Below are 21,632 nucleotides of genomic sequence, written 5' to 3' on the forward strand. Positions count from 1 at the left end.
GGGCGGGCGCATGGACCTCGTCATCGGCCTCGACAGCAGCACGACCGCGACCAAGGCGATCGCCTGGGACGCGCAGGGGCGGCCGGTGGCGGAGGGCCGCGCGCCGGTGCCCATGGCGAACCCGGCGCCGGCGGCCTTCGAGCAGGCGCCGGAGGACTGGTGGGGCGCGGCGGCCGCCGCGCTCCAGGGCCTGACCGCGGCGGTAGACCCGGGGCGCATCGCCGCGCTCGCCATCTCCAACCAGCGGGAGACGCTCGGCTTCCTGGATGCCGAGGGGCGGCCGGTGCGGCCCGGCATCCTCTGGCTCGACGGCCGGGCGCGGCGCGACGTCGCGCTGCTCGCCGAGAGCTTCGGGGCGGAGCGGCTGCACCGCATCACCGGCCGCATGCCGGACCTGACGCCCTCGCTCTACACCCTGCACTGGATGCGGCGGGTGGAGCCCGAGGCCTTTCGCGCCACGGCCCACTTCGTCGATGTCCACGGCTACCTTGCCTGGCGCCTCAGCGGCGTGCGGGCGACGAGCGCCGCGAGCGCCGATCCGCATGCCGTCTTCGACATGGCGGAGCGGCGCTACTCGGCCGAGATCCTCGGCCATATCGGCCTCGACGAGCGCCGCTTCTTCGCCGCCCTGCCGCCCGGCACGGCGATCGGGGCGGTGACGCCGGAGGCCGCGGCGGAGACGGGGCTGCGGCCCGGCACCATCGTCGCGGCCGGCGGCGGCGACGGGCAGGCGGCGGGGCTCGGCTGCGGCGTGCTCGGCGGCGGGCGGGCCTATCTCAACCTCGGCACGGCGACGGTCGCGGGCGTGCATTCGCGCGCCTACCGGACCGACGCCGCCTTCCGCACCGAGCTCGCCCTCGACAACGAGGGCTACATCCTCGAGCTCTGCCTGCGCACCGGCGCCTTCCTGACCGACTGGCTGGTGCGCCGCCTGCTCGGCTTCGACCCCGGCACCGATCCCGGCTGCTACGACCGGCTGGAGGCGGAGGCGGAGGCGCTGCCGCCCGGCGCGGACGGGCTGCTGCTGCTGCCCTATTGGAGCGGCGTGATGTGCCCGCATTGGGACCCGGATGCGCGCGGCGCGCTGGTGGGCCTCGCGCCGGAGCATGGCCGCGGCCATGCCTACCGCGCCCTGGTCGAGGGCATCGCGCTCGACTGCGCCATGGGCTTCGCCGCCATGGAGGCCTCGACCGGCGAGCCGGTGACGGAGCTCCTCGCCATCGGCGGCGGCGCGCGCAGCCGGCTCTGGCGGCAGGTGATGGCGGATGCCACGAACAAGCCCGTGGTGGCGAGCGAGACGGTCGAGGCCTCGGCGCTCGGCGCCGGCATGCTGGCCGCCGTCGCCGCAGGCTGGCACGCCACCCCCGCCGCGGCGGCGCGGGCGATGGAGGGCGCGCTGCGCGAGCGCCACCAGCCCGACCCCGCCCGCGCCGCCCGCTACGCCGAGCTGCTGGCGATCTATCGCAGCCTCTACCCGGCGCTGCGCGACAGCTTCGCGCGGCTTGCCGCCTTCCGCGGAGACCATACGTGACCGATCCGATCGCCGATGTGCTGGCCGGCCGCTTCCAGGCGCCCGAGCTCGGCGGGCCGCTGCGCACCACCATCCGCCGCATCGCCATCGAGGACAGCCTGGAGGGGCGGGAGCAGGAGATGCTCGCCGGCCTCGGCCTCGGCGAGCGGCTGGCCGTCGTCGCCGACGAGAACACGGCGGAGGTGCTGGGCCGCCGCGTGCACCGCGCCTTGCCGGGGGCGGAGCTGATCGTCCTCGATCACCCGAAGGCGGACGAGGCGACGGCCGACGCGCTGCAGGAGCGGGCACGGGGCGCGGACGGGCTGGTCGCCATCGGCTCGGGCACCGTCAACGACCTCTGCAAATACGTCACCCACCGGACGGGGCGGCGCTGCGCGGTCTTCGGCACCGCGCCCTCCATGGACGGCTATGTCACCAACACCGTCTCGATCACGCGCGACGGCTTCAAGCTCAGCCTGCCGGCGCATGCGCCGCTCGGCGTCTTCCTCGATCTCGGCGTGATGGCGCGGGCGCCGCGGCGGATGATCCTGGCCGGGCTCGGCGACACCATCTGCCGCTCGACCGCGCAGGTCGACTGGCTGCTCTCCCACCTGCTGCTCGACACGCGCTATGCCGAGACGCCCTATGCCCTGATGCGGGAGGAGGAGCCGCCGCTGCTCGCCGCGGCCGCGCGGCTGGGGGAGGGGGATGCGGAGGGCGTGCGGCTGCTGACGCGGCTGCTGGTGCTCTCCGGCCTCGGCGTCCTGGTCACCGGCACCAGCCATTGCGGCTCCATGGGCGAGCATCAGATCAGCCACTACATCGACATGCTGGCCGCCCCGCATCCCGGCAGCCTGCATGGCGAGCAGGTGGGCGTCGCCACCTGGACCATGGCCCGGCTGCAGGCCCGGATGCTGGCCGAGACGGCGCCGCCGGTGCTGCGCGCCCTCGAGCCCGATGCGGATTTCGCCGTGCGCTTCGGCCGCTTTGCCCCGGCCTGCCGGGCGGCGATGGCGAAGAAGCCGTTCGATGCCGAAGCGACCGAGCGGCTGAACGCGCGCCTCGCCGACCGCTGGGATGCCATCCGCGCCGCCCTGCTGAGGGTGATGCTGCCGCTGGAGGAGATGGAGCGCATCATCGCCGCGAGCAGCATGCCGGCCACCGGCGAGGCGCTCGGCCTTGCGCCGGGCTTCTATGCCGATGCGGTCGGCCATGCGCACGAGATCCGCGACCGGTACTGCTTCCTCGACCTGGCTGCGCAGGCTGGCCTGCTGGCCGAGTTCGCCGCGGCGGAGTCCTGACCGGCTGGCCTTCGCAGGCCGCCCCTGCGCTTGGGATCATCGCGGAGCCCGATCCGCGCCGTCGCCCCTGCCGATGCCGGGCGGCTTGCGGAAGCTGACCTGACCTTTGGCCGGGCAGGCGAACTACGCCGACCAAGTGCCTCCACCTGCTCGGGGTTCGGTCCAGGCCGCTTCGCCGGACCCGCCGGTATCCTGGCGCGAAGGTCAAGCATTCGCTTATCCCCAGCATCGTGGAGAAGCTTGGGGACAAGTCTCGGGACAGCCTGGACCGATGGCGGCGCCGACACGCACCGGCACGGCGTTCTCCAACCGTTCGCCTGCACGGGCCGGCACCACCGCGAACCGCTCGCTGTGCTCCCTCGGCCACATCATCGGCGGAGGCAGGCGCCGGGGCCTTCGCCGCCTGCCGCAAAAATCTGGTAAGATGGCTCAACTATGAGGGGAGACCGCCCCGATCCGCCTCCCGACCCAGTGAAGGAGCCCCAGCCGTTGCAGCTCATGGTCCCGCAAGGCCGCCCCACCGCCTTGCCGCCGGTGCCGCTCGAGGTGCTGCGGCAGCAGGTCGGGCATGTGCCGGAGCGCCCGGGCCTCGGCCACATGCTGCGGCTGACGGCGCTGGGGCTCGGGCTGGCGCTGGTTCCCTTCATCGCCTGGGCGACCATGACGAGGGTGGAGCAGGCGGTGGTGGCGCCGGGCCAGCTGGTCCCCGAGGGGCGGCGGAAGACGGTGAACCTGCTGGAGCCGGGCATCCTGCGCCGGATCATGGTGCAGGAGGGCAGCGTGGTGCAGGCCGGCCAGCCGCTGCTGCAGCTCGACGTCACCCAAGCCGAGGCGGATGCCATCCAGGCCCGCGCCGCCTATTGGAGCGGCCGGGCGCGGGCCGCCCGCCTCGCCGCCGAGCAGGCCGGGGAGCGCCAGCTCGCCTTCCCGCCGGAGGTGGCGGCGCAGGGCGAGGCGGACCCCGCCATCGCCGTCTTCCTCCAGGCCGAGCAGGCGCTCTTCGCGGCCCGCTGGGCAGCCTTCGACGGGCAGGCGGCGGTGCAGGAGCGCGCCGTCACCCAGCTGCACGCGCAGGTCGCCGGCGCCCGGGCCCAGCGCGAGGGCGCGCAGCGCCAGGTGCTGGCGGTGCGCGAGCAGATCGCCGGCTATGGCCGCCTGCTGACCGAGGGCTTCGCCTCGCGCTTCCTCGTGCTGAACCTGCAGCAGCAGGAGGCGGGCTTCGTCGCCGCCATCGGCCGGGCGGCGGCGCAGGAGGCGCAGCTGCGCGAGGGCATCGTCCAGGCGCAGCGGCAGCTGGAGGGCATCCGCCTGCAGCGCCTGGCCGACATCGCCACCGACATCCAGGCCACCGAGGCCGCCATCGCCAGCGCGCAGCAGCAGCTCCGCGCGGCGGAGGACGTGCTGGCGCGGCGCGAGGTGCTGGCGCCGGAGGATGGGCGGGTGACCAATGTCCAGGCCTTCACCCCGGGCGCCAGCATCCTGGCGGGACAGCCCATCCTCGACCTCGTGCCGCTGCGGGACCGGCTGGTGATCGAGGGCCGGGTCGAGCAAGAGGGAAATGAACGGGTCACGGTCGGCCAGGCGGTAAACATCCGCCTGACGCCCTACAAGATGCGCAGCGTGCCGATGGTGCATGGCCATGTCACCACCGTCGGCGCCGATGCGGTCACCCCGCCGGACGGCGGCGCGCCCTATTTCCCCGTGCGCATCACGCTCGACCCCCGCGCGCTGGAGCTGGTGCCGGAGGTGCAGCTGATGGCCGGCATGCCGACCGAGCTCTACATCCTCGGCACGCCGCGTACGCCGATCACCATGGTGCTGGCGCCGGTCCGCAACTTCCTCCGCCGCGCCTTCCGCGACTGAGCTCAGCCCGCGGGCAGGGCGCGGAAATCGGCCATGCGGGTGAAGTCGTCCGCATCCGCGATGCGGTCGCGCGCCTCCGTCCAGAGCCGGGCCGCGGCGGCGCTGAGCGGCAGCGGGCAGCCGACCTCCTCGGCGAGCGCGATGGCGAGGCCGACATCCTTCCGCATCAGCCCGGCCGAGAAGCCGCTGTCGAAGCTGCCGGGCAGGACCCAGCGGGGCACCATCGCCTCGCTCACCGCGCTGCGCCCGGTCGCGGCATTGACCACAGGCAGCACCGCCTCGGCAGGCAGGCCGGCGGCCACGGCGAGGCGCAGGGCCTCCCCGGTCGTCACCAGATGCGCGGCGACCAGCATGTTGTTCACCAGCTTGGCGACGTTGCCGGCGCCGGAGGGGCCGACATGCATCACCGTGCCGGACAGGGCTGCGAGGACGGGGCGGACCGCCTCGAGGTCCGCCTCGCTGCCGCCGACCATCATGGTGAGCGTGCCGGCCGCTGCGCCGGAGGGGCCGCCGCTCACCGGCGCGTCGAGCAGGCCATGCCCGGCCTCGGCCAGGCGCGCGGCGAGGCGGCGGGAGGTGCCGGGGTCCGAGGTGGAGGTGTCGATCGCCACCACCTTGCGGTCGCGCCGCTCCAGCAGCCCGCCGGGGGCGGTGGCGACCGCCTCCACGTCGCGGGCATAGGGCAGCGAGAAGACCAGCGCATCGGCCGTGCCGAGCAAGCCGGCGAGGTCCGTGCGGAAGCGGATGCCGGCCGCCTCGGCCGCGTCCCGCCGGACCGGATCGATGTCATGGCCCTCCACGGCGAAGCCGGCCCGGGCGAGGCTGGACGCCATCCCGAGGCCCATATTGCCGAGGCCGACCACGCCGACCGTGCGGATTTCCATGCCGATCATCCTGGATGCGGGTTGTGGGCGGATGGCGCCGGCCGTGGGCCCATCCCCCGGCGGGGTCACGCCCGGAAGCTTCGCCACCCGCATGCCGCTTGGCAACCGGCCTTCAGCGGCAGCCCTGCTCCCGCACCCGCTCCGGCGGCAGGGTCACCCGTGCCGTCGTCCCCTGGTCGGGGGCGCTGTCGAGGATGAGGCGGCCGCCATGTGCCTCGGCCAGCCCCTTGGCGATCGGCAGCCCGAGCCCGATGCCGCCCGACCGCCTCGCCACGCCGCCATCGATCTGCTGGAACGGCTCGAGCGCGCGGGGAATGTCCTCCGGCAGCATGCCGCAGCCGTGGTCGCGCACGGAGAAGACCGCGCCGCCATCCCCGCCGCGGCACACGGAGACCTCGACGGCGCTGCCGGGCGGGGCGAATTTCACCGCATTGCCGAGCAGGTTCTGCAGCACCTGGCGGAAGCGCAGCGGATCGACGAAGACGGCCAGCGGCGTCTCCGCCGCCGGGCCGATCTCCACCGTCACCTCGCGCATCTGCGCGACGCCGCTGACGAGGCTCGACGTCTCCTCCAGCAGCTGCGCCGCGGGCAGCCAGAGCGGCGAGAGGCGCGGCAGCGCCTGCTCCAGGCTCGAATAGTCGAGGATGCCGTCGATCAGCGCGAGCAGGTGTCGCCCGGCATCGTGGATATGCGCGGCATAGCGCTCGGTGCTCGCCTGCGAGGCGTTGTGGCGCGAGCCCGGCAGCAGCATCTCGGAGAAGCCGATGACCGCGGTCAGCGGCGTGCGCAGCTCATGCGTCAGCGTGGCGAGGAAGCGGCTACGCGCCTCGCTCGCGCGCTCGGCGGCGGCCTTCGCCACGCGCAGCTCCGTCTCCGCCTGCTTGCGCAGCAGCACGTCGATATAGACCGAGAGCGCGCCCTCGATCAGCTCCTGGTCGCCGGGCTCGTAGGGGCGGCTGACATTGCTCTCGGAGCGGTTGCCGAGGATCAGCGCATGGCCGGTCGAGCGGTCATAGGCCCAGAGGATGTAGGGCAGGCCGAGGATGCTGGTCAGCGCATAGGCCTGCGGCTCGAGCACGCTGCGGGCGGTGGTGAAGAAGAAGCCCGGCGGCATCGGCAGGCGAAGGGTGGGCGTGGCGACCTGGCCGATGGCATGGACGACGCGGAAGCAGCCCTCGTCCGTCGCGTCCCGCTGCAGCAGGGCGGCGCCGTCGCAGAGCACGTTCTCCACCACCACCTCGAGCAGCGCCGCGCCGATCTCCCCCGCCGTCATGTGCAGGTCGGCCAGGCGGTAGGCCTCGCGGATCAGCTTCGCCACCGTGCGGCTGCGCCGCGCCTCGCGGAAGGCCTGGCTCTGCTCCTCCTGCAGGCGGAGCAGGCGGGCGCCGAGGTCGTTGCATTCCCGCCGGTAGTAGGCGAGCTCGCGTTCGACCTGGCCGAGGGAGGCAAGAGGGGCGCTGGTGGTCATTATTTGCGCCTCCTCAGCACGGCCAGGACGCCGGTCCAGTCGAGCGGCCGGCTCGGCTGGTTGGCGAAGGGCGCGATCTCGACGCCGGAGTAGAAGCCGAGGAAGGGCAGGCTGGGATCGAGGCCGTGGCAGATCACCTCCGCCTCCTCGATCGGTGCGCCGCTGCGGGCGCTGGCCCGGCCGGCGCAATCGATGTAGAGGCCGAACAGGCTGTCGGGCCCGATCAGGCGGCGGTTGGCATCGGCCACGCCGCGCTCGACCGAATCGAGCATCAACCGGTTGTCGCGGCTCATGATCTGCACCCGGTCGCCCTCGGCGAAATCGGGCTCGAACAGCGTCACCGAGCCGGTCTGCGGATTGGCGCGCAGGATCAGCCGGTTGACATAGGCATTCTCGTCATGCGGGGCGAAGGGGTCGCCCTGCTTCTGGCCGAGCGTCGCCACCAGGGACAGCTCCTGCCCGCGCGAGCCGCCCAGCGGCAGGCCGAGCATGGCCTCGATCACCTCCAGCGCGGGCTTGCCGTCGAGCTCGTAGACCTCGGCGCCGTTGATGCGGGTGATCTCCATGAAGGCGCTAACCGGGCGGCAGCCATGCATGATGATCGTCTCGGCGACGACGGTGGGCGGGAAGATGAGGGCGACGGCCGCATGCTTGGAGATGCCAGCGCCGTCGAAGACCCAGCCGTCGGAGAGGTTCATGTCGGTGAGCAGGCCGCCGCCGAACAGGCAGACCGGCTTGTTCCCCGCCCCGGCGTGGAAGCCCTCGACGATCCGGCTGGCATGGTGCAGCCGCGGCGGGGAGCCGCTGGCGACGCTGTCGAACAGGAGCAGCACCGCGGCGCCCTCGGAGGCGGCGGCGGCAACGGCCCGGCCCAGTTCCTCTCCGGCGGCGCGGGCATCGGCGAGCAGGCCATGCGTCACCACCGCCTGCGGCGCCAGCGCCGGGTCCTCGAAGGCGATGAGGCCGATCTCGAAGCCGCCATAGCCGAAGCCGTCCCGCCCGATCGCCCCGGCGGCGGATCCGCCATAGACGGGCACCGGGCCGAACTCCTCGCGCAGCGCCGCCTGCACCGCCTCCGGCGCATGCCGCCCGCCGCAGAAGGCCAGCATCAGCAGGGGCGTCATCTGCCCCATGGCTGTGGCACATTGCCGGACCGCGATGCGTGGGTCGGCATGCCTGGCGTAACCCAGCCGGACCGTGCCAGCATCCTGCGGCGGTGCCGTGACATGGGCATCAAACATGGAAGGGCGCCTCGCTCGCTCTGGAACGGATTGGCATCTTGAAACACTCCCAAACCGTGGCCACAACGGTGGTTGCAATACCAGACGCTGCCGCTCCGTGGGATTGCATTGGTCCTTAAGGCATACATCGCGGGTAGAGATAGAAAAAAGGTCCCCCGTCTTTTGGCGGGGCTGTCTCACGATCCTGTCATCAACCGGCCGAGAAATCCATCTCGGAAGTGCCCGCCGGCACCTCACCCATCTCAAGGTTAATCACTCGCACAAGTTGTATCAACGGGTAATACACAACCTGATGCTTTTCTTCAAACCGGTGCGCCGGTTCGCGGGGGAAGTCCGCGGCGGGGTTGGCAGCGCCACCGAAGCCGCACCGGGCGCGGCGATGGCCGCGCGGTCCTCAGCGCAGCAGCGCCTGGCGCAGGGCCGTGTCGAGCTCATCGAGCTCGAAGGGCTTGCGCAGGATCGGCCAGGCGCTGCTGTGGTGGGTGGTGTAGCCGGTGACGAAGATCACCTTGAGCGACGGCCGCAGCACCAGCGCTCGTTCGACCAGCGCCGGGCCGTCCAGCCCCGGCATCCGCACATCGGTGACCAGCACCTCGATCTCCGGATGCCGCTCGATCTCCCGCAGCGCCGGCTCGCCGTCGGGCGCCTCGAAGACGGTGAGGCCGAGCGCGGCGCAATGTTCCACCAGGATCTCGAGGATCATGGGCTCGTCGTCGACGACCAGGACGCGGTGGCCGGCCAGCGAGGGCTCCACGTATGCCGGGACCGGCGAGATCGCAGGCGTCCCGCAGGAGCCGTTGTCGGCCAGGCCGTCCCCGCCCGGGCCAGGGCCAGGGCCGAGGATGAGGTGGCGGAGCGTTGTCGAAGGGGCCATGCTCATGCCCTCGCGGAAGCCGGGGCGCGGGACGGCAGGGCGCTCATGCGACGCGCTCGCCAGTCAGCAGGGCGTCGGCCGTGGCCGGCGCCGCGCGCGGCAGCCAGAGCGTCACCTGCGTGCCCTCGCCGGGGCGGCTGGCGAGCTGGGCCGTGCCGCCCGACTGCCGGGCGAAGCCGTAGACCTGGGACAGGCCGAGGCCCGAGCCCCGGCCGACCGGCTTGGTGGTGAAGAAGGGCTCGAAGGCCTGGGCCAGCACCTCCTCGCTCATCCCCGCCCCGCTATCGGTCAGGGTGAGGGCGACGTAATCCCCGGGCACCAGCCCGCCGGGCAACCGGTCCGGCATTTCGTCCGCCGGGACATTGGCGGCGGCGATGACAAGCCGCCCGCCCTCCGGCATGGCATCGCGCGCATTGATGGCGATGTTCAGCAGCGCGACCCCCAGCTCGGACTGGTCGGCGAGCACCGGCCAAAGCCCCGGCTCCACCTGCGTCTCGATGCGAATCAGCCCGCCGAGGGTCCGGCCTAGGACGCTCTCGGCGACATCGGGCAGCAATTCCGTCAGCTCCACCGGCCCCGGCCTGAGCGCCTGCTCGCGGGCGAAGGCCAGCAGGCGGGCGGTGATGTCAGCGCCGCGCCGCACGGCCTGGGCGGCGCTGCGGGCCAGGCGCAGCAGGGCCTCGTCCGTGGTGCGGCGCATCAGCAGCTGAAGGTTGCCGGAGACGACCATCAGCAGGTTGTTGAAGTCATGCGCCACGCCGCCGGTGAGCTGGCCCATCGCCTCCAGCCGTTGGGCCCGGCGTAGCCGCTGCTCCGCCTGCACCCGGGCCGTGACATCCTGCAGCGTGGCGATGGCGAGGTCCTGCCGCCCCTCCCCGTCCGGCATCGGGGCAAGGCTGAGATCGAAATGCAGCGTGGTGCCATCGGGGTGGCGATGGGCCAGGGGCTGGCGCCCCATCGCCACGCCTTGCCGGAGGGCGGAGGCCAGCGGGTCGTCCAGCTGGTCCAGCGTGGCGGGCGTTGCCGCCCCCAGCTGGCGGCCGAGGATCCGCTCCGCCTCCGGATTGGCGAGGAGGATCCGGCCGAGGCCCGCGTCGATGACCAGGATGCCGACGGGCATGCGCTCCAGCACGCCGCGCAGCCGCTCCTCGCTGCGGCGCAGGGCGACGGCCTCGCGCAGCGCCAGCGCCTCCACGCGGCGGTCGACCATGGCCGCGACCAGCGCCAGGGCGAGCAGCAGCAGGGTGCATGCGGCGATGCCGATCGCCAGCGCCTGGGCCGGGATCTCGGCCGGCCGGGAGGGCGGGCCGGGAACCGGCAGGAAGCTGACGGCAGCCATGCCGGTATAGTGCATGCCAGCGATCGCCAGGCCGAGGGCGAGGGCGCCCATGGCCCGGGTCGGCGCCGACCGCTCATCAAAAGCAAGCACCAGGGCCAGGGCCGAGGCGCCGATCGCCACCGCCGCGGAGGCCGTGACCAGAAGCGGCTCGTAGACGGGCAGCGCCGCCATCCGCATCGCTTCCATGCCGACATAGTGCATGAGGCAGATGCCAAGCCCCATGGCGAGGGCGGCGGCGGCGATGCGCCCGCGCCCCGGCAATGCGGTGCGCCCCGCGGCCAGGGCGAAGCCGAGCCCGGTCGCGCCGACGGCCAGCAGCAGGGAGAGGATGGTCAGCCGGACATCGTAGCGGACGGGGAGGCCGAGGTCGTAGGCCAGCATGGCCACGAAATGCATCGACCAGATGGAGCCGCCGGTGGCCGCCGCGGCGCCGGCCAGCCACCACAGGCGGACGGCGCCGGCATTCGCCCGGACCCTGTGGAACAGGTCGAGCGCCGTCCAGGACCCGAGCACCGCGATGAGAACTGAGAGCATGACGAGGACAGGCTCATGCGCGCTGTGCAGGTGATGCATCGGCGGGGCCGGACCTCCCGGAATAGACTCTCCTTATCCTTTCATCACAGGCCACGGCATGAATGCAAGCCGCGCCAGCCTACCCTTGCAGCAGCGGATTGGCGCGCAGCCGCCCCGCGGCGAGCTCGACGAAGCTCCGCACCCGGGCCGCGGCATGCCGGCCCTCGACGTGAAGGACGTGGATCGGCAGCGGCTCCTCCTCGAATTCGGCCAGCACCCGCTGCAGCCTGCCCTCGGCGAGCAGGCTGGCGACCTGGTAGCTCAGCAGCCGGGTGACGCCCCAGCCGGCCGCGGCCGCCGCGATCGCCGCCGCGTTGGTGTTGCAGGCAAGCCGCGGCTGCACTGTGACGCTGCGCGATCCCCCCGGGCCGAAGCGCCATTCCAGCGAGGCGGAGGCGCCGATCGGGGCGATGGTCCGGTGCCGGGCCAGCTCGCCCGGATGGGCCGGGACGCCGTGTCGGGCGAAATACTCCGGCGCGCCGCAGACCACGCGCCGCACCGTGCCGACCCGGAGCGCCGCCATCCCCGAGTCCGGCAGGTGGCCGATGCGGATCGCCACGTCGATCCCCTCCTCGACGATGTTCACGACGCGGTCGAGGAAGAGGCCGCGGATGCTGACCGCCGGGTGGCGGTCCAGGTACTCGGTCAGGATCGGCAGCACATAGACCTCGCCGAAGAGGACGGAGGCGGTGACGCTCAGCGTGCCGGTTGGGGTGGCGTAGGCGCCGGCGGCTGCGGCCTCCGCCTCGGCGACGTCGGCGAGGATGCGGCGGCAATCCTCGACATAGCGGCCCCCGGCCTCGGTGAGGCGGACGAGGCGCGTGGTGCGGGTGAGGAGGCGGGTGCCGATCGCCTCCTCGAGCGCGGCGACGGCGCGGGTGACGGCGGGCGGGCTGAGGCCGAGCTGGCGGCCGGCCGCGGCGAAGCTGCCGGTCTCGGCGACCTTGGCGAAGATGCGCATCGCCTGCCAGCGGTCCATCGCGCCCTCCTGCCGAGGGAGCCTAGCACGGCCCCGCCATCCTATGCCCCGCGCAGCGGCAGGGCGGCCCGGCGGCGGATGATCCGCCGCGGCGTGACGCGCCAGAGGCGCTGGGCGCCCTCGAAGCCGGCAGGCTCCGGCCCGTCCGGCAGGATCTCCGCCGGGCCGGTGAGCTGGAGCAGGGTGCCGGTCGCCCAGTCGATGAAGAGCAGCCCGGCCCGCCGCGTCACCAGGATGTTGCCGAGGGTGTTGAAGAACATGTTGCCGGCATAGTCGGGGATGGTGAGCGAGCCATCGGGCTCGACGCGGACGAAGCCGGGACGCCCGCCGCGGTGCGAGACATCGACCTGCCGGCCCGGCCCCGCCTCCCCGACATGGCTGGCGACGAAGAAGCTGTCGGCGCGCCCGATCATCGCCAAGGCGGCCGGGTCGAGGCGCGGCAGGGCGGCGGCGCCGGCCTCGGCTCCGTCCCCGGTGAAGGCGAGGCCGCGCGGGATGATGTAGCGCGGGCAATTGCCGAAGCTCTGCTCCACCGCAACGGCGAAGCCCTCGTCGCCGGGCTCGCGGCGGAGGCGGCCGTTCAGTCGGTTGCGCCGCCGCGTCGGCAATTCGATGCCGAGCAGGCCGACGGCATCGCCTGCCTCCATGCCGCGATCGGCCGGGTCCGCCGGGTCGCGCCGGGCTGCGACATGCAGCGTCCCGGCATCCGGCACGGAGAGGAAGCCGGGCCGGCCGACGAGGATAGTAGCCCAGGGGTCGCCCTCGGGATCCACCGCACCGAGGATGAGGAAGGGGAGCTGGGGGTAGAACAGCTGGTGCTGCTCGATCAGGTGGTCCCGCAGGACATGCTGGCCGACCACGGCCATGCGCTCCGCCATGCCGAGCGAGGACTGCAGGGCGACTTCGCCCGCATGCCATGGCGAGTGTTGGGTGATCATGCTGCTGTTCTCCGATGCGGGCGGCGCGGGCGCTGCGCCCTGCCTCTCGTTCGGAGTGTCAGGCAACCCGCCGATGCGCTGAAGCCGCTCGCCAGGGAAGGTACTGTTCCGCTATAGGGAATAATGAAGCGTTTAATAGACCAGTTTGCTCAGCGCCGCCTCGAGGGCGAGGATGAAGGCGCCGAAATAGGCGGCGGCAAGGGCATAGGCGGCGGCCTCGCCGAGGCGGTCGGAGGCGATGAGGTTGTGCAGCATGATCGAGTCTCCTGGTCTGGCGGCAGCGCGGCGGCCGCCCGCTCCTTGGGCTGGAAGATCGGTCCGGCCGCGGCAAAAGGCCAAGCGGAAGGTCGGATGGACATCATCCACGCGGTGGATGGCGGGCGGCGCCTAAGCCGCAGGAATGGCGCCGGGCAGGGCGGGGCGATCCCCGCCTCCAGTCGGCGAGAGGCAAGGACCCCACAGTCATCTAAATGTGCCAGCCCTTCCCGGCCGACGCAGCGCATTGCTGTTTCATTTTGTGTCCCGGCTTGTCATCCTGCGCCCCTGGTCGAATCCCGTGGGACGCTTGGGATTGCCCTGGCGCCCGGGGCCTCTGCATTCGACGGACAGCACCGGTGGTTCGGGAGGGACCCGCATGACGAGTCTTTGGAACGGGGTTCCCGCGCAACCCGAGCGGAGCGGGTGGCACTGGGTCGAGGACGCCTCCGGCCTCCGCCCGCTGCTCTGGCGCGGTCATGACTGGCCCGAGGTTATGGATCGGGGGGAGTGGGAGGACGGCATCGTGGTCTGCGCGCCGGAGGACATGCGCGACGCGGCCTATTTCGGCCCCGTGGCGATGCCCGCCGCCGTCGCAAGCCGCTTCGCCGCCACCCGGCTCAACCGCCTCACCCCGCCTAGCCCCGCCCCGTGGGAGTCCTGGCTCGGCCTGTCCTGACGCATGACCTCCCGCAGCTATCGTCGCAGCTACCGAGGAAAGGCGGGGTTGCTGGGACGATTGTGGCGCTCTGAAACGAAATAGTTGCTGAAGTATACACCTTGAGCCGCGCTATAGCTCTCCCGTGGTCTTGGAGTGCTACAGATGACCTTTGTCAGGCTCAGTGATTCAGCGGATCAGGCTTTCGTCTCGAAGCCCGCAACTACCAATCCGAGGGAAGTCATGGCGGGGCGCATCCAGCCTTGGATGCAGCCCTTCCTCACATGGCTGACGGCGCGGCCCGCGCCCGGCGAAGCCATGGTCGAGCGGCCAGGCGAGCGCTTCGTCGCCATCGCCCTGCTCTGGACCTTCGGTGGCGTCGCCCTCTCCGCCCTGCCCTTCCTCCTTGCCGAGCCGACGCTCGGCCTCTGGCTGCTGCTGCCGCTCGGGCTGCTGGCGACGAGTTGCGGGCTTGGGCTGTTCCAGGTGGTGATCTTCCACCATTGCTCGCACGGCACCGTCTTCCGTAGCCGGGAGCGCAACCGCCAGGTCGGCCGGCTGGTCTCGGCACTGCTGCTGTTCAAGCGCTTCGACGACTACCAGCACGAGCACATGCTGCATCACAGCCCGAAGAAGCTGCTGACGGAGGAGGACGAGTTCGCCGACTTCGTCCTCGGCCTCTGCAGGCTCGAGGCGGGCCTGCCGAAGCGGGAGCTGTGGCGCCGGGTTTGCGTCAGCCTGGTCTCGCCGGCCTTCCACACCCGCTTCCTGCGCCGGCGGATCGGCGCCAGCCTCTTCACCGGCGATGCGGCGCATGACCGGGTCGGGCGCATCGGTTGGGCGGGTGCGTTCCTCCTCGCCGCGGCCTGCGGCGTGCTGCCCGCCTTCCTCGTCGCCTGGGTGCTGCCGGTGACGGTGCTGCTGCAGGCGGCGACCGTGCTCCGCATCCTCTGCGAGCATCGCTTCCCCGAGCCGGACCTCATCGCCATGCGCAACCGCGAATTCGTTTGCCATGCGACGGCAGGCGTCTTCCCCGGGCGGGAGCCGCCGGCCGCGCGCGCCAACAGCCCGCGCGGCCTGGCGCTCTGGGCCGGCTGGTGGCTGGAGATGCTGACCGTGCACCTCTTCGTCCGCCTTTTCGTGCTGGTCGGCGATGCGCCCTGCCACGACTTCCACCACCGCCGCCCGGCGACGCGGCGTTGGACCGACTACATCCATGCGCGCCAGCAGGATCTCGAGGCCGGCTCGCCCGGCTTCCCCTCCGGCTATATCGAGAACTGGGGCCTGATCAGTGCCATCGACGCCAACCTGGCCAGCCTGGCGGCAACGCGGCCGGAGACGATCGGGCGGGCCTGACGGGCAGCGCGGGATGTCGCTCCGGGCGGCGGGGAGTGCGCCCGCCGCCCGGAGGGAGATCAGCTCTCCTTGTAGCGGTAGCCGATCCCGTAGAGCGTCTCGATCTGGGCGAAGTCGTCGTCGGCCTGGCGGAACTTCTTCCGCACCCGCTTCACATGGCTGTCGATGGTGCGGTCGTCGACATAGATGTTCTCGCCATAGGCGGCGTCGATCAGTTGGTCGCGGTTCTTGACCATGCCGGGGCGCAGCGCGAGCGCCTTCACCAGTAGGAACTCGGTCACCGTGAGCTGGATGTCGGTGCCCTTCCAGTGACAGGTGTGCTTGGTCTCGTCGAGGACGAGGTCGCCGCGGACGATGACGCCGCCCGAAGGCTGGCCGCTGCCCTCGGCCCGGCTCGCCTCGTTGCGGCGCAGCAGGGCGCGGATGCGCTCCAGCAGCAGGCGCTGGCTGAACGGCTTCGTGATGTAGTCGTCGGCGCCGAGCCGCAGCCCCATCAGCTCGTCCACCTCCTCGTCCTTGGATGTGAGGAAGACGATCGGCATGGCGCTGCGCTGGCGGAGGCGCTGCAGCAGCTCCATCCCGTCCATGCGCGGCATCTTGATGTCGAGCACGGCGAGGTCCGCCGGGCGGGCGAGCAGGCCCTGCAGCGCGCTCTCGCCATCCGTATAGGTACGGACGGTGAAGCCCTCCTGCTCCAGCGTCATGGAGACGGAGGTGAGGATGTTGCGGTCGTCGTCCACCAGGGCGATCGTGGCTGGCATGGTCGGGTCTCCGCCGGCTCGTCCGTTGGGTCAGACACTCCATATAGGATGGCATTGTGGCACAACCCGGACGGGATCGCGTGATGGGGACCGAAAACCTGGGCTTCGAGGCCCGCTGCCTGCTCCGCGCCGCGGCGGCGGCAACCCTGGCGACGGCGGCGGAGGGCCAGCCCTTCGCCAGCCTGGTGACGCCGGGGACGGCGCCGGATGGGGCGCCGCTGCTGCTGCTCTCCTCCCTCTCCGAGCATACCCGTCAGCTGCGGGCGGAGCCGCGCTGCGCCCTGCTGGTCAGCGGCACGCCCGAGAGCGTGAACCCGCAGACCGCGCCCCGGGTGACGCTGACCGGCCTCGCCGAGCCGGTGCCGGAGGCCGAGCTGCCCGCGCTGAAGGCGCGCTGGCTGGCGAAGCACCCCTATGCGGCGATGTATGCCGATTTCGGCGACTTCGCCCTCTGGCGCATCCGGCCGGGCGGGGCCCTGCTGGTCGGCGGCTTCGCCCGCGCCCACCGCATCCGCCTCGGCGACCTCATGCCGGCGGCCGAGGCGGTGGCGGCGATCGAGGCGGCGGCGGAGGACATCATCGGCCATGTCAATGCCGACCATGCCGACGCCGTCGCCGCCATCGCCACGGGCCTGCTCGGCGGCGCCCCGGGCGACTGGCGCATGGTCACCGTCGATGTCGACGGCGCCGACCTCGCCGCCGGGGAGGCGGTGCGGCGCCTGCCCTTCAGCGCGCCGGTCGCCGATCCGGGCGGGGTGCGGGCCGAACTGGTGCGGGCAGCACGGGATGGCCGCTCACGCCAAGGTTGATGATCTGGCGGCAATGTGTGGTCTCCCGCGTTGACCCCGGCCGTGATCGCGCCTTAATTTAAGCCAGTATGCGTGGGCTGCACGTCCCGCGAAGGCGCCTCGCCCCACCGGGTTGGGGTGCTGCCGCCCTGAACGAACCGGAGAAGACACTGCATGTCAGCGCCCGAGACCGCCCTTGCCGGGACCGGCGTGGCCAGCGCCACGACCGTCCATGCCAACCTCACTGCCGCCGGCCTCTATGCTCATGCGCTGCGGCGGGGCGAGGGCCGGCTTTCGGCCGAGGGCGCCTTCATGGCGGTGACCGGCGTGCATACCGGCCGCTCCGTCCAGGACAAGTTCGTCGTCGACGACCCCGAGGTGCATGACCAGATCTGGTGGGGCAAGATCAACCAGCCGATGGCGCCCGAGAAGTTCCGCGGGCTCGCCGCCAAGGTCCGCAACTGGCTCGGCGCCCGGCCGGAGCTCTTCACCGAGGATCTCTATGCCGGCGCCGACCCGGCGCACCGCATTAAGGTGCGGCTGGTGACGACCAATGCCTGGCACGCCCTCTTCGCCCGCAACATGTTCATCCGCCCGGAACGGGAGGAGCTGGACGGCTTCACGCCCGACTTCACCATCCTGCACGCGCCGGAATACGAGGCAAACCCGGCCGAGGACGGTTGCCGCACGGGCACCTGCATCGCCCTTTCCTTTGCGGCGAAGACCATCCTGATCGCCGGCACCTCCTATGCCGGCGAGATCAAGAAGTCGATCTTCACCGTCATGAACTGGCTGCTGCCCGAGAAGGGCGTGCTGCCGATGCATTGCAGCGCCAATCTCGGCAAGGGCGGCGACACGGCGCTGTTCTTCGGCCTCTCCGGCACCGGCAAGACCACGCTGAGCAGCGACCCGGAGCGCAGCCTGATCGGCGATGACGAGCATGGCTGGTCGGATACGGGCGTCTTCAATTTCGAGGGCGGCTGCTACGCCAAGGTCATCCGCCTCTCGCGCGAGGCGGAGCCGCAGATCTGGGACGCCTCGCACCGCTTCGGCGCGGTGCTCGAGAATGTCGTCGGCGACGAGCGCGGCCGGCTCGACCTCAATGACGGCTCGCTGACCGAGAACACCCGCTCCTGCTACCCGCTCGACTTCATCCCGAACACGGTGAAGGCGGGACGCGCGGGCGTGCCGAAGAACGTCGTCATGCTGACGGCGGATGCCTTCGGCGTGCTGCCGCCGATCTCGAAGCTCTCGGCAGCGCAGGCGATGTACCACTTCCTCTCCGGCTACACGGCGCGCGTCGCGGGCACCGAGAAGGGGCTGGGCCGCGAGCCGCAGGCGACCTTCTCCACCTGCTTCGGCGCGCCCTTCCTGCCGCGGCACCCGGAAGTTTACGGCAAGCTGCTGGAAGAACTCATCAAGCGCCATGGCGCGAGCTGCTGGCTGGTGAATACCGGCTGGTCCGGCGGCGCCTATGGCATCGGCAAGCGCATGTCGATCCAGCACACCCGCGCCCTGCTGCGCGCGGCGCTCGACGGCTCGCTGGCCGAGGTGGAATACGTCACCGACCCCTTCTTTGGCCTGCAGATCCCGAAATCCGTCCCTGGCATTCCCGCCGAGGTGCTGAACCCGCGCGAGTCCTGGGCCGACAAGGCCGCCTATGACCGCACGGCGCAGGAGCTGGTCGCGCGCTTCGAGAAGAATTTCGAGAGCTTCTCGGGCGATGTCAGCGAGGCGGTGCTCGCCGCCGCCATCCGCGCGGCCGCCTGAGGAACCGGGCGCCGCGGCGAAGGCCGCGGCGCCGGCGCCCTGCATGATGGTGGCGGCCCGCACCGGGGCCTCCACCATCGCTCGCGGGCGTGCTTCCCGCTCCTGGTCCCCGTGATCGGTGCCGTCCGCGGCGCGGGCCCTCTCCGGCCTGGAGCAGCCTCCGATCGGACGGCATCATCCGATCGGAGGTGTTTGCTCGACAAACGATAGCTTGGGGCGGCTTCCGTGAGCCGAGGCGGATGGAGACCGCTCCAGAGCTTCGGTAGGAACCCGTTCCTCGCCAGACCGCGTCTTGCCGCACTGCCATCCCGGGCGCTTTAACCGCGGTGGCAGATGAGGAGCGCGAGGCCATTGCCCCAGCCAGGACATGCGACCGAGGCGAGCGCCGGCGGCCGACATTCCTTCGCCCCGGCCGATGGCGCCGGGCGACGCCCGGCAGCGGCCCGCGCCGACCGGTCACCGGCCTGGCTGCAGGCCGTCCTGGCGGGGCTGTTCGGGCTGGCGCACTTCGCCCTGCTCCTGCGGCCCGGCCTTGTCGCGGCCGGCGACGCCTTCTGGCAGCGGCCGCCCGGCGACATGGCGATGGCCGTCATCGGCGCCGAGGCGCTGCTGCGCGACGGCTGGCGCCTCCCGCTCACGGCGACGGCCCTGCTCTCGGCGGGAGCTCCCTTGCCCATCGTCTATACCGACAGCATGCCCTGGCTGGTGGTGCTGCTGAAGGCGCTCGGCCTCTCGGCAGACCGGGTCGCGCCGATGGGGCTCTGCATCATGCTCGGCTTCGTGCTGCAGCCGGTCGCGGCCCTGGCCCTGCTGCGGGCGGCGGGGATCCGGCGGTGGGAGGTGCTGCTGGCGGGCATCGCCTTCGCCTCCTTCGTGCCGGCCTGGATCATGCGCCTGCACATGCACCACCTGGCGCTGGCCTCGCACTGGACGCTGCTGCTGGCCCTGGCGCTGGCCGTGCAGGCTGTGCGGCGCGGGGTCTCCCTGGCGGTGATGGCCGGCTTCGCGGCGCTCGGCTTCCTGGTGATCGGGCTGCACGCCTATCTCTGGGCCATGGTGGCGGGCGTGGCGCTGGGCGGCCTCCTCGCCGATGCGGCGCGGCGGCCTGCCGCGGGCTCCGTCCTGCGCGGCGGCGTCGGCTTCGCTGGCTTCCTGGCGAGTTCCGTCCTCGCGGCCTGGCTGCTGGGCTACCAGACGGAGAACGGGACCCCGACCGGCTTCGGCTTCTTCTCGATGAACCTGCTGAGCCCCGCCGTGCCGCAGCTGTCCGGCCTGTTCGGCACGCTGCCGGCGGGACCCTTGGTCAATGGCATCATCGACGCCACCGGGGGCCAGTATGAGGGCTTCAACTATCTCGGCATCGGCATCCTGCTGCTGCTGCCTGCCGCGGCGCTGCATCTGGCCCGCCATGGGGTGCAGGCACCGCCCGGCCTCTGGCGGGCGGCCCTGCCGCTCGGCCTGGTGCTGTTCGGCTGCCTTCTCTTCGCGCTGAGCAACCGCATCCTCATCGGCGGCCATCCGCTGCCGGTCATCCCCCTGCCGCGCAGCCTGGACGGCCTGGTGAACCAGTTGCGGGCTTCCGGCCGGTTCCTCTGGCCGCTGGCCTATCTGCTCCCGGTCCTGGCGCTGGCGGTGCTGGCGCGGGCACGGCACCGCCGCGCCATGGGCGCCGTGCTGGCGGGCCTGGTCCTCCTGCAGGCAGGCGACATGGCGCAGCTGGACCGCATGCTGCGCGCAACGTTCCGCGAGCCCATGCCGGCGGATTTCGACCCGTCCCCGCTGCGGCATCCCGGGCTGGAGGGCCGGACGGTGATGCTGCATCCGCCGCTGGCCTGCACGCGCCCCGGCAAATGGCCGCTGGACCTGTCCCAATTCGCCATGGCGGCGATGCGGGCGGGGCTGCGCGTCGAGGGAGGGCCGGTCACGCGGCTGACCGACGGGCGGAACTGCGAGGCCGCGCACCGGGATGCGCTGGCGGGGCTGGCGGACCGCGACAGGCTGCATGTTTTCTTCGCGGGCCAATGGCCGGACAGCCTGCTGCTGCGCGCGGCCGCCAGCGCCTCCTGCCGCGGCTTCGAGATGGGCCTGGCCTGCGGAGACCCTGGCCTGATCGCCGGCTTCACCGAGGCCCCGCCAGCCGCTCCCGCGCCCTTGCAGCCGGGGGCCGAGCTGCGCTTCGCCACCGGCGAGGGCGGCAGCAGGCTGCTGGGCCCGGGCTGGTCCATGCCGGAGCGCTGGGGCGTCCGCCTCACGGCACCCGAGGCCGAGCTGGTCCTGCCCATGCCGCCGAATTGGGAGGGGGCGGCAAGCCTGACCCTGCGCCTGCATGGCCTGGCGGCGTCCGGGCAGACAGTGATCGTCAAGGCGAAGGGACGTGAACTCGCGCGCCAGGCCGGCACCGCGGGCAACAGCATCACCCTCGCCGTGCCGCCGGAGGATTGGGAGGACGGGCTGCTCGCCCTTCGCGTCCTGCTGGCGCAGGGCGGCGGGGCCTCGATCGACGAGCGCCAGCGCGTCCTCGGCCTCGAAGCCGTCAGGCTGGAGCCGCGCTGATGGGCCCTGGCCAAGCCTGTGGACCGCGCCCGGCGATCCGGCGCAGATTTCCCCTGCCCGGCGCCACGGCCGGGTGCTGACCGCCCGCGTTACATGGAGGCTTGCCGATGCCGGATGGGGGAATGGGACCGGGGCGCTGGCCACCCAAGGGCCAGCCGCCCTCGACCAATGTGCTGGGCGGCGCGCTGCTGCCCTGCTCCGTCGCGCCGCTCACCGGCTTCTACCGTGACGGCTGCTGCAATACCGGGCCGGATGATCGCGGCCTGCACACCGTCTGCGTGGAGGTGACGCAGGAATTCCTCGCCTTCTCCCGCACCTGCGGCAACGACCTCTCGACGCCGGTGCCGCAATACGGCTTCCCCGGGCTGAAGCCGGGCGACCGCTGGTGCCTCTGCGCCGCGCGCTGGGAGCAGGCTCGGCAGGCCGGCGCCGCGCCCCGCGTGCTGCTGGAGGCGACGCATGTGGCGACGCTCGAGATCTGCGCGCTGGACGACCTGAAGGCGCACGCGCTCCCGGGCTAG

At 72.2% G+C, this 21,632-nt stretch carries 18 protein-coding genes; 9 read left to right on the forward strand and 9 right to left on the reverse strand.

Features of this window, described 5'->3' with window-relative positions; translation table 11 throughout:
- Nucleotides 1–10: 10 nt before the first annotated feature.
- The 3 genes from AC5JJ1_RS28680 to AC5JJ1_RS28690 all read left to right on the forward strand — a co-directional run bounded on the left by AC5JJ1_RS28680 (nucleotide 11) and on the right by AC5JJ1_RS28690 (nucleotide 4,674).
- Nucleotides 11–1,531 (forward strand): xylulokinase, encoded by a 1,521-nt coding sequence (locus AC5JJ1_RS28680; protein WP_495788534.1) that lies wholly within the window; start codon nucleotides 11–13, stop codon nucleotides 1,529–1,531.
- Entirely contained in the window at nucleotides 1,528–2,811 is a 1,284-nt protein-coding gene (locus AC5JJ1_RS28685; RefSeq protein WP_495788535.1) for an iron-containing alcohol dehydrogenase, read from the forward strand. Before AC5JJ1_RS28680 ends, AC5JJ1_RS28685 begins: the two co-directional genes overlap by 4 nt.
- 498 nt (nucleotides 2,812–3,309) lie before the next feature.
- Nucleotides 3,310–4,674 carry an HlyD family type I secretion periplasmic adaptor subunit gene (locus tag AC5JJ1_RS28690; protein WP_495788667.1) on the forward strand — a complete coding sequence of 455 codons (1,365 nt, stop codon included), beginning with the start codon at nucleotides 3,310–3,312 and terminating at the stop codon, nucleotides 4,672–4,674.
- Between the two features lie 2 nt (nucleotides 4,675–4,676).
- On the opposite strand, the gene AC5JJ1_RS28695 is transcribed toward AC5JJ1_RS28690, so the two are convergent.
- From AC5JJ1_RS28695 to AC5JJ1_RS28730, 8 genes are all read right to left on the reverse strand, one after another.
- Nucleotides 4,677–5,558, reverse strand: a complete 882-nt coding sequence (locus tag AC5JJ1_RS28695; protein ID WP_495788536.1) for an NAD(P)-dependent oxidoreductase — start codon at nucleotides 5,556–5,558, stop codon at nucleotides 4,677–4,679.
- A 112-nt stretch (nucleotides 5,559–5,670) separates the two neighbouring features.
- A complete protein-coding gene (locus tag AC5JJ1_RS28700) occupies nucleotides 5,671–7,026 on the reverse strand; it encodes a sensor histidine kinase (RefSeq protein WP_495788537.1) in 1,356 nt (451 codons plus the stop codon).
- The gene (locus AC5JJ1_RS28705) at nucleotides 7,026–8,150 is read right to left on the reverse strand and encodes an FIST signal transduction protein (protein WP_495788538.1); all 1,125 of its coding nucleotides are present in this window, start codon (nucleotides 8,148–8,150) and stop codon (nucleotides 7,026–7,028) included. The genes AC5JJ1_RS28700 and AC5JJ1_RS28705 overlap by 1 nt, the downstream gene beginning before the upstream one ends.
- Nucleotides 8,151–8,661: 511 nt before the next feature.
- Nucleotides 8,662–9,141: a response regulator gene (locus tag AC5JJ1_RS28710; RefSeq protein ID WP_495788539.1), complete on the reverse strand. Its 480-nt coding sequence runs from the start codon at nucleotides 9,139–9,141 to the stop codon at nucleotides 8,662–8,664.
- A gap of 43 nt (nucleotides 9,142–9,184) precedes the next feature.
- The gene (locus tag AC5JJ1_RS28715; protein WP_495788540.1) at nucleotides 9,185–11,014 is read right to left on the reverse strand and encodes an MHYT domain-containing protein; all 1,830 of its coding nucleotides are present in this window, start codon (nucleotides 11,012–11,014) and stop codon (nucleotides 9,185–9,187) included.
- Nucleotides 11,015–11,132: 118 nt separating this feature from the next.
- Nucleotides 11,133–12,032: a LysR family transcriptional regulator gene (locus AC5JJ1_RS28720; protein ID WP_495788541.1), complete on the reverse strand. Its 900-nt coding sequence runs from the start codon at nucleotides 12,030–12,032 to the stop codon at nucleotides 11,133–11,135.
- 41 nt (nucleotides 12,033–12,073) lie between these two features.
- Nucleotides 12,074–12,970, reverse strand: coding sequence for a hypothetical protein (locus tag AC5JJ1_RS28725; RefSeq protein WP_495788542.1), 897 nt, complete (start codon nucleotides 12,968–12,970; stop codon nucleotides 12,074–12,076).
- Nucleotides 12,971–13,102: 132 nt separating this feature from the next.
- Nucleotides 13,103–13,225: a hypothetical protein gene (locus AC5JJ1_RS28730; RefSeq protein WP_495788543.1), complete on the reverse strand. Its 123-nt coding sequence runs from the start codon at nucleotides 13,223–13,225 to the stop codon at nucleotides 13,103–13,105.
- Nucleotides 13,226–13,604: 379 nt separating this feature from the next.
- Here AC5JJ1_RS28730 and AC5JJ1_RS28735 point away from each other — a divergent pair, with 379 nt between their 5' ends.
- Together AC5JJ1_RS28735 and AC5JJ1_RS28740 are read left to right on the forward strand one after the other, a co-directional pair.
- Entirely contained in the window at nucleotides 13,605–13,904 is a 300-nt protein-coding gene (locus AC5JJ1_RS28735) for a hypothetical protein (protein ID WP_495788544.1), read from the forward strand.
- 246 nt (nucleotides 13,905–14,150) lie between these two features.
- The gene (locus tag AC5JJ1_RS28740) at nucleotides 14,151–15,239 is read left to right on the forward strand and encodes a fatty acid desaturase (RefSeq protein ID WP_495788545.1); all 1,089 of its coding nucleotides are present in this window, start codon (nucleotides 14,151–14,153) and stop codon (nucleotides 15,237–15,239) included.
- Nucleotides 15,240–15,298: 59 nt separating this feature from the next.
- On the opposite strand, the gene AC5JJ1_RS28745 is transcribed toward AC5JJ1_RS28740, so the two are convergent.
- A complete protein-coding gene (locus AC5JJ1_RS28745) occupies nucleotides 15,299–16,000 on the reverse strand; it encodes a response regulator transcription factor (RefSeq protein WP_495788546.1) in 702 nt (233 codons plus the stop codon).
- Between the two features lie 83 nt (nucleotides 16,001–16,083).
- Here AC5JJ1_RS28745 and AC5JJ1_RS28750 point away from each other — a divergent pair, with 83 nt between their 5' ends.
- The 4 genes from AC5JJ1_RS28750 to AC5JJ1_RS28765 all read left to right on the forward strand — a co-directional run bounded on the left by AC5JJ1_RS28750 (nucleotide 16,084) and on the right by AC5JJ1_RS28765 (nucleotide 21,632).
- Nucleotides 16,084–16,809: a HugZ family pyridoxamine 5'-phosphate oxidase gene (locus AC5JJ1_RS28750; RefSeq protein WP_495788547.1), complete on the forward strand. Its 726-nt coding sequence runs from the start codon at nucleotides 16,084–16,086 to the stop codon at nucleotides 16,807–16,809.
- Between the two features lie 153 nt (nucleotides 16,810–16,962).
- Nucleotides 16,963–18,558, forward strand: coding sequence for a phosphoenolpyruvate carboxykinase (locus tag AC5JJ1_RS28755; protein ID WP_495788548.1), 1,596 nt, complete (start codon nucleotides 16,963–16,965; stop codon nucleotides 18,556–18,558).
- Between the two features lie 351 nt (nucleotides 18,559–18,909).
- Entirely contained in the window at nucleotides 18,910–21,111 is a 2,202-nt protein-coding gene (locus AC5JJ1_RS28760) for a DUF6311 domain-containing protein (protein ID WP_495788549.1), read from the forward strand.
- A gap of 107 nt (nucleotides 21,112–21,218) precedes the next feature.
- A complete protein-coding gene (locus AC5JJ1_RS28765) occupies nucleotides 21,219–21,632 on the forward strand; it encodes a DUF2237 family protein (RefSeq protein ID WP_495788550.1) in 414 nt (137 codons plus the stop codon).

The organism is Belnapia sp. (assembly GCF_059504005.1).

What these genes read in the sequence shown, in the direction of transcription:
- AC5JJ1_RS28765 (WP_495788550.1), top strand. Translation starts at nt 21,219, where the DNA reads ATGCCGGATGGGGGAATGGGACCGGGGCGCTGGCCACCCAAGGGCCAG.
- AC5JJ1_RS28700 (WP_495788537.1), bottom strand. Translation starts at nt 7,026, where the DNA reads ATGACCACCAGCGCCCCTCTTGCCTCCCTCGGCCAGGTCGAACGCGAG.
- AC5JJ1_RS28690 (WP_495788667.1), top strand. Translation starts at nt 3,310, where the DNA reads ATGGTCCCGCAAGGCCGCCCCACCGCCTTGCCGCCGGTGCCGCTCGAG.
- AC5JJ1_RS28735 (WP_495788544.1), top strand. Translation starts at nt 13,605, where the DNA reads ATGACGAGTCTTTGGAACGGGGTTCCCGCGCAACCCGAGCGGAGCGGG.
- AC5JJ1_RS28745 (WP_495788546.1), bottom strand. Translation starts at nt 16,000, where the DNA reads ATGCCAGCCACGATCGCCCTGGTGGACGACGACCGCAACATCCTCACC.
- AC5JJ1_RS28705 (WP_495788538.1), bottom strand. Translation starts at nt 8,150, where the DNA reads ATGACGCCCCTGCTGATGCTGGCCTTCTGCGGCGGGCGGCATGCGCCG.
- AC5JJ1_RS28750 (WP_495788547.1), top strand. Translation starts at nt 16,084, where the DNA reads ATGGGGACCGAAAACCTGGGCTTCGAGGCCCGCTGCCTGCTCCGCGCC.
- AC5JJ1_RS28715 (WP_495788540.1), bottom strand. Translation starts at nt 11,014, where the DNA reads ATGCTCTCAGTTCTCATCGCGGTGCTCGGGTCCTGGACGGCGCTCGAC.
- AC5JJ1_RS28725 (WP_495788542.1), bottom strand. Translation starts at nt 12,970, where the DNA reads ATGATCACCCAACACTCGCCATGGCATGCGGGCGAAGTCGCCCTGCAG.
- AC5JJ1_RS28720 (WP_495788541.1), bottom strand. Translation starts at nt 12,032, where the DNA reads ATGGACCGCTGGCAGGCGATGCGCATCTTCGCCAAGGTCGCCGAGACC.
- AC5JJ1_RS28730 (WP_495788543.1), bottom strand. Translation starts at nt 13,225, where the DNA reads ATGCTGCACAACCTCATCGCCTCCGACCGCCTCGGCGAGGCCGCCGCC.
- AC5JJ1_RS28680 (WP_495788534.1), top strand. Translation starts at nt 11, where the DNA reads ATGGACCTCGTCATCGGCCTCGACAGCAGCACGACCGCGACCAAGGCG.
- AC5JJ1_RS28755 (WP_495788548.1), top strand. Translation starts at nt 16,963, where the DNA reads ATGTCAGCGCCCGAGACCGCCCTTGCCGGGACCGGCGTGGCCAGCGCC.
- AC5JJ1_RS28695 (WP_495788536.1), bottom strand. Translation starts at nt 5,558, where the DNA reads ATGGAAATCCGCACGGTCGGCGTGGTCGGCCTCGGCAATATGGGCCTC.
- AC5JJ1_RS28710 (WP_495788539.1), bottom strand. Translation starts at nt 9,141, where the DNA reads ATGGCCCCTTCGACAACGCTCCGCCACCTCATCCTCGGCCCTGGCCCT.
- AC5JJ1_RS28740 (WP_495788545.1), top strand. Translation starts at nt 14,151, where the DNA reads ATGCAGCCCTTCCTCACATGGCTGACGGCGCGGCCCGCGCCCGGCGAA.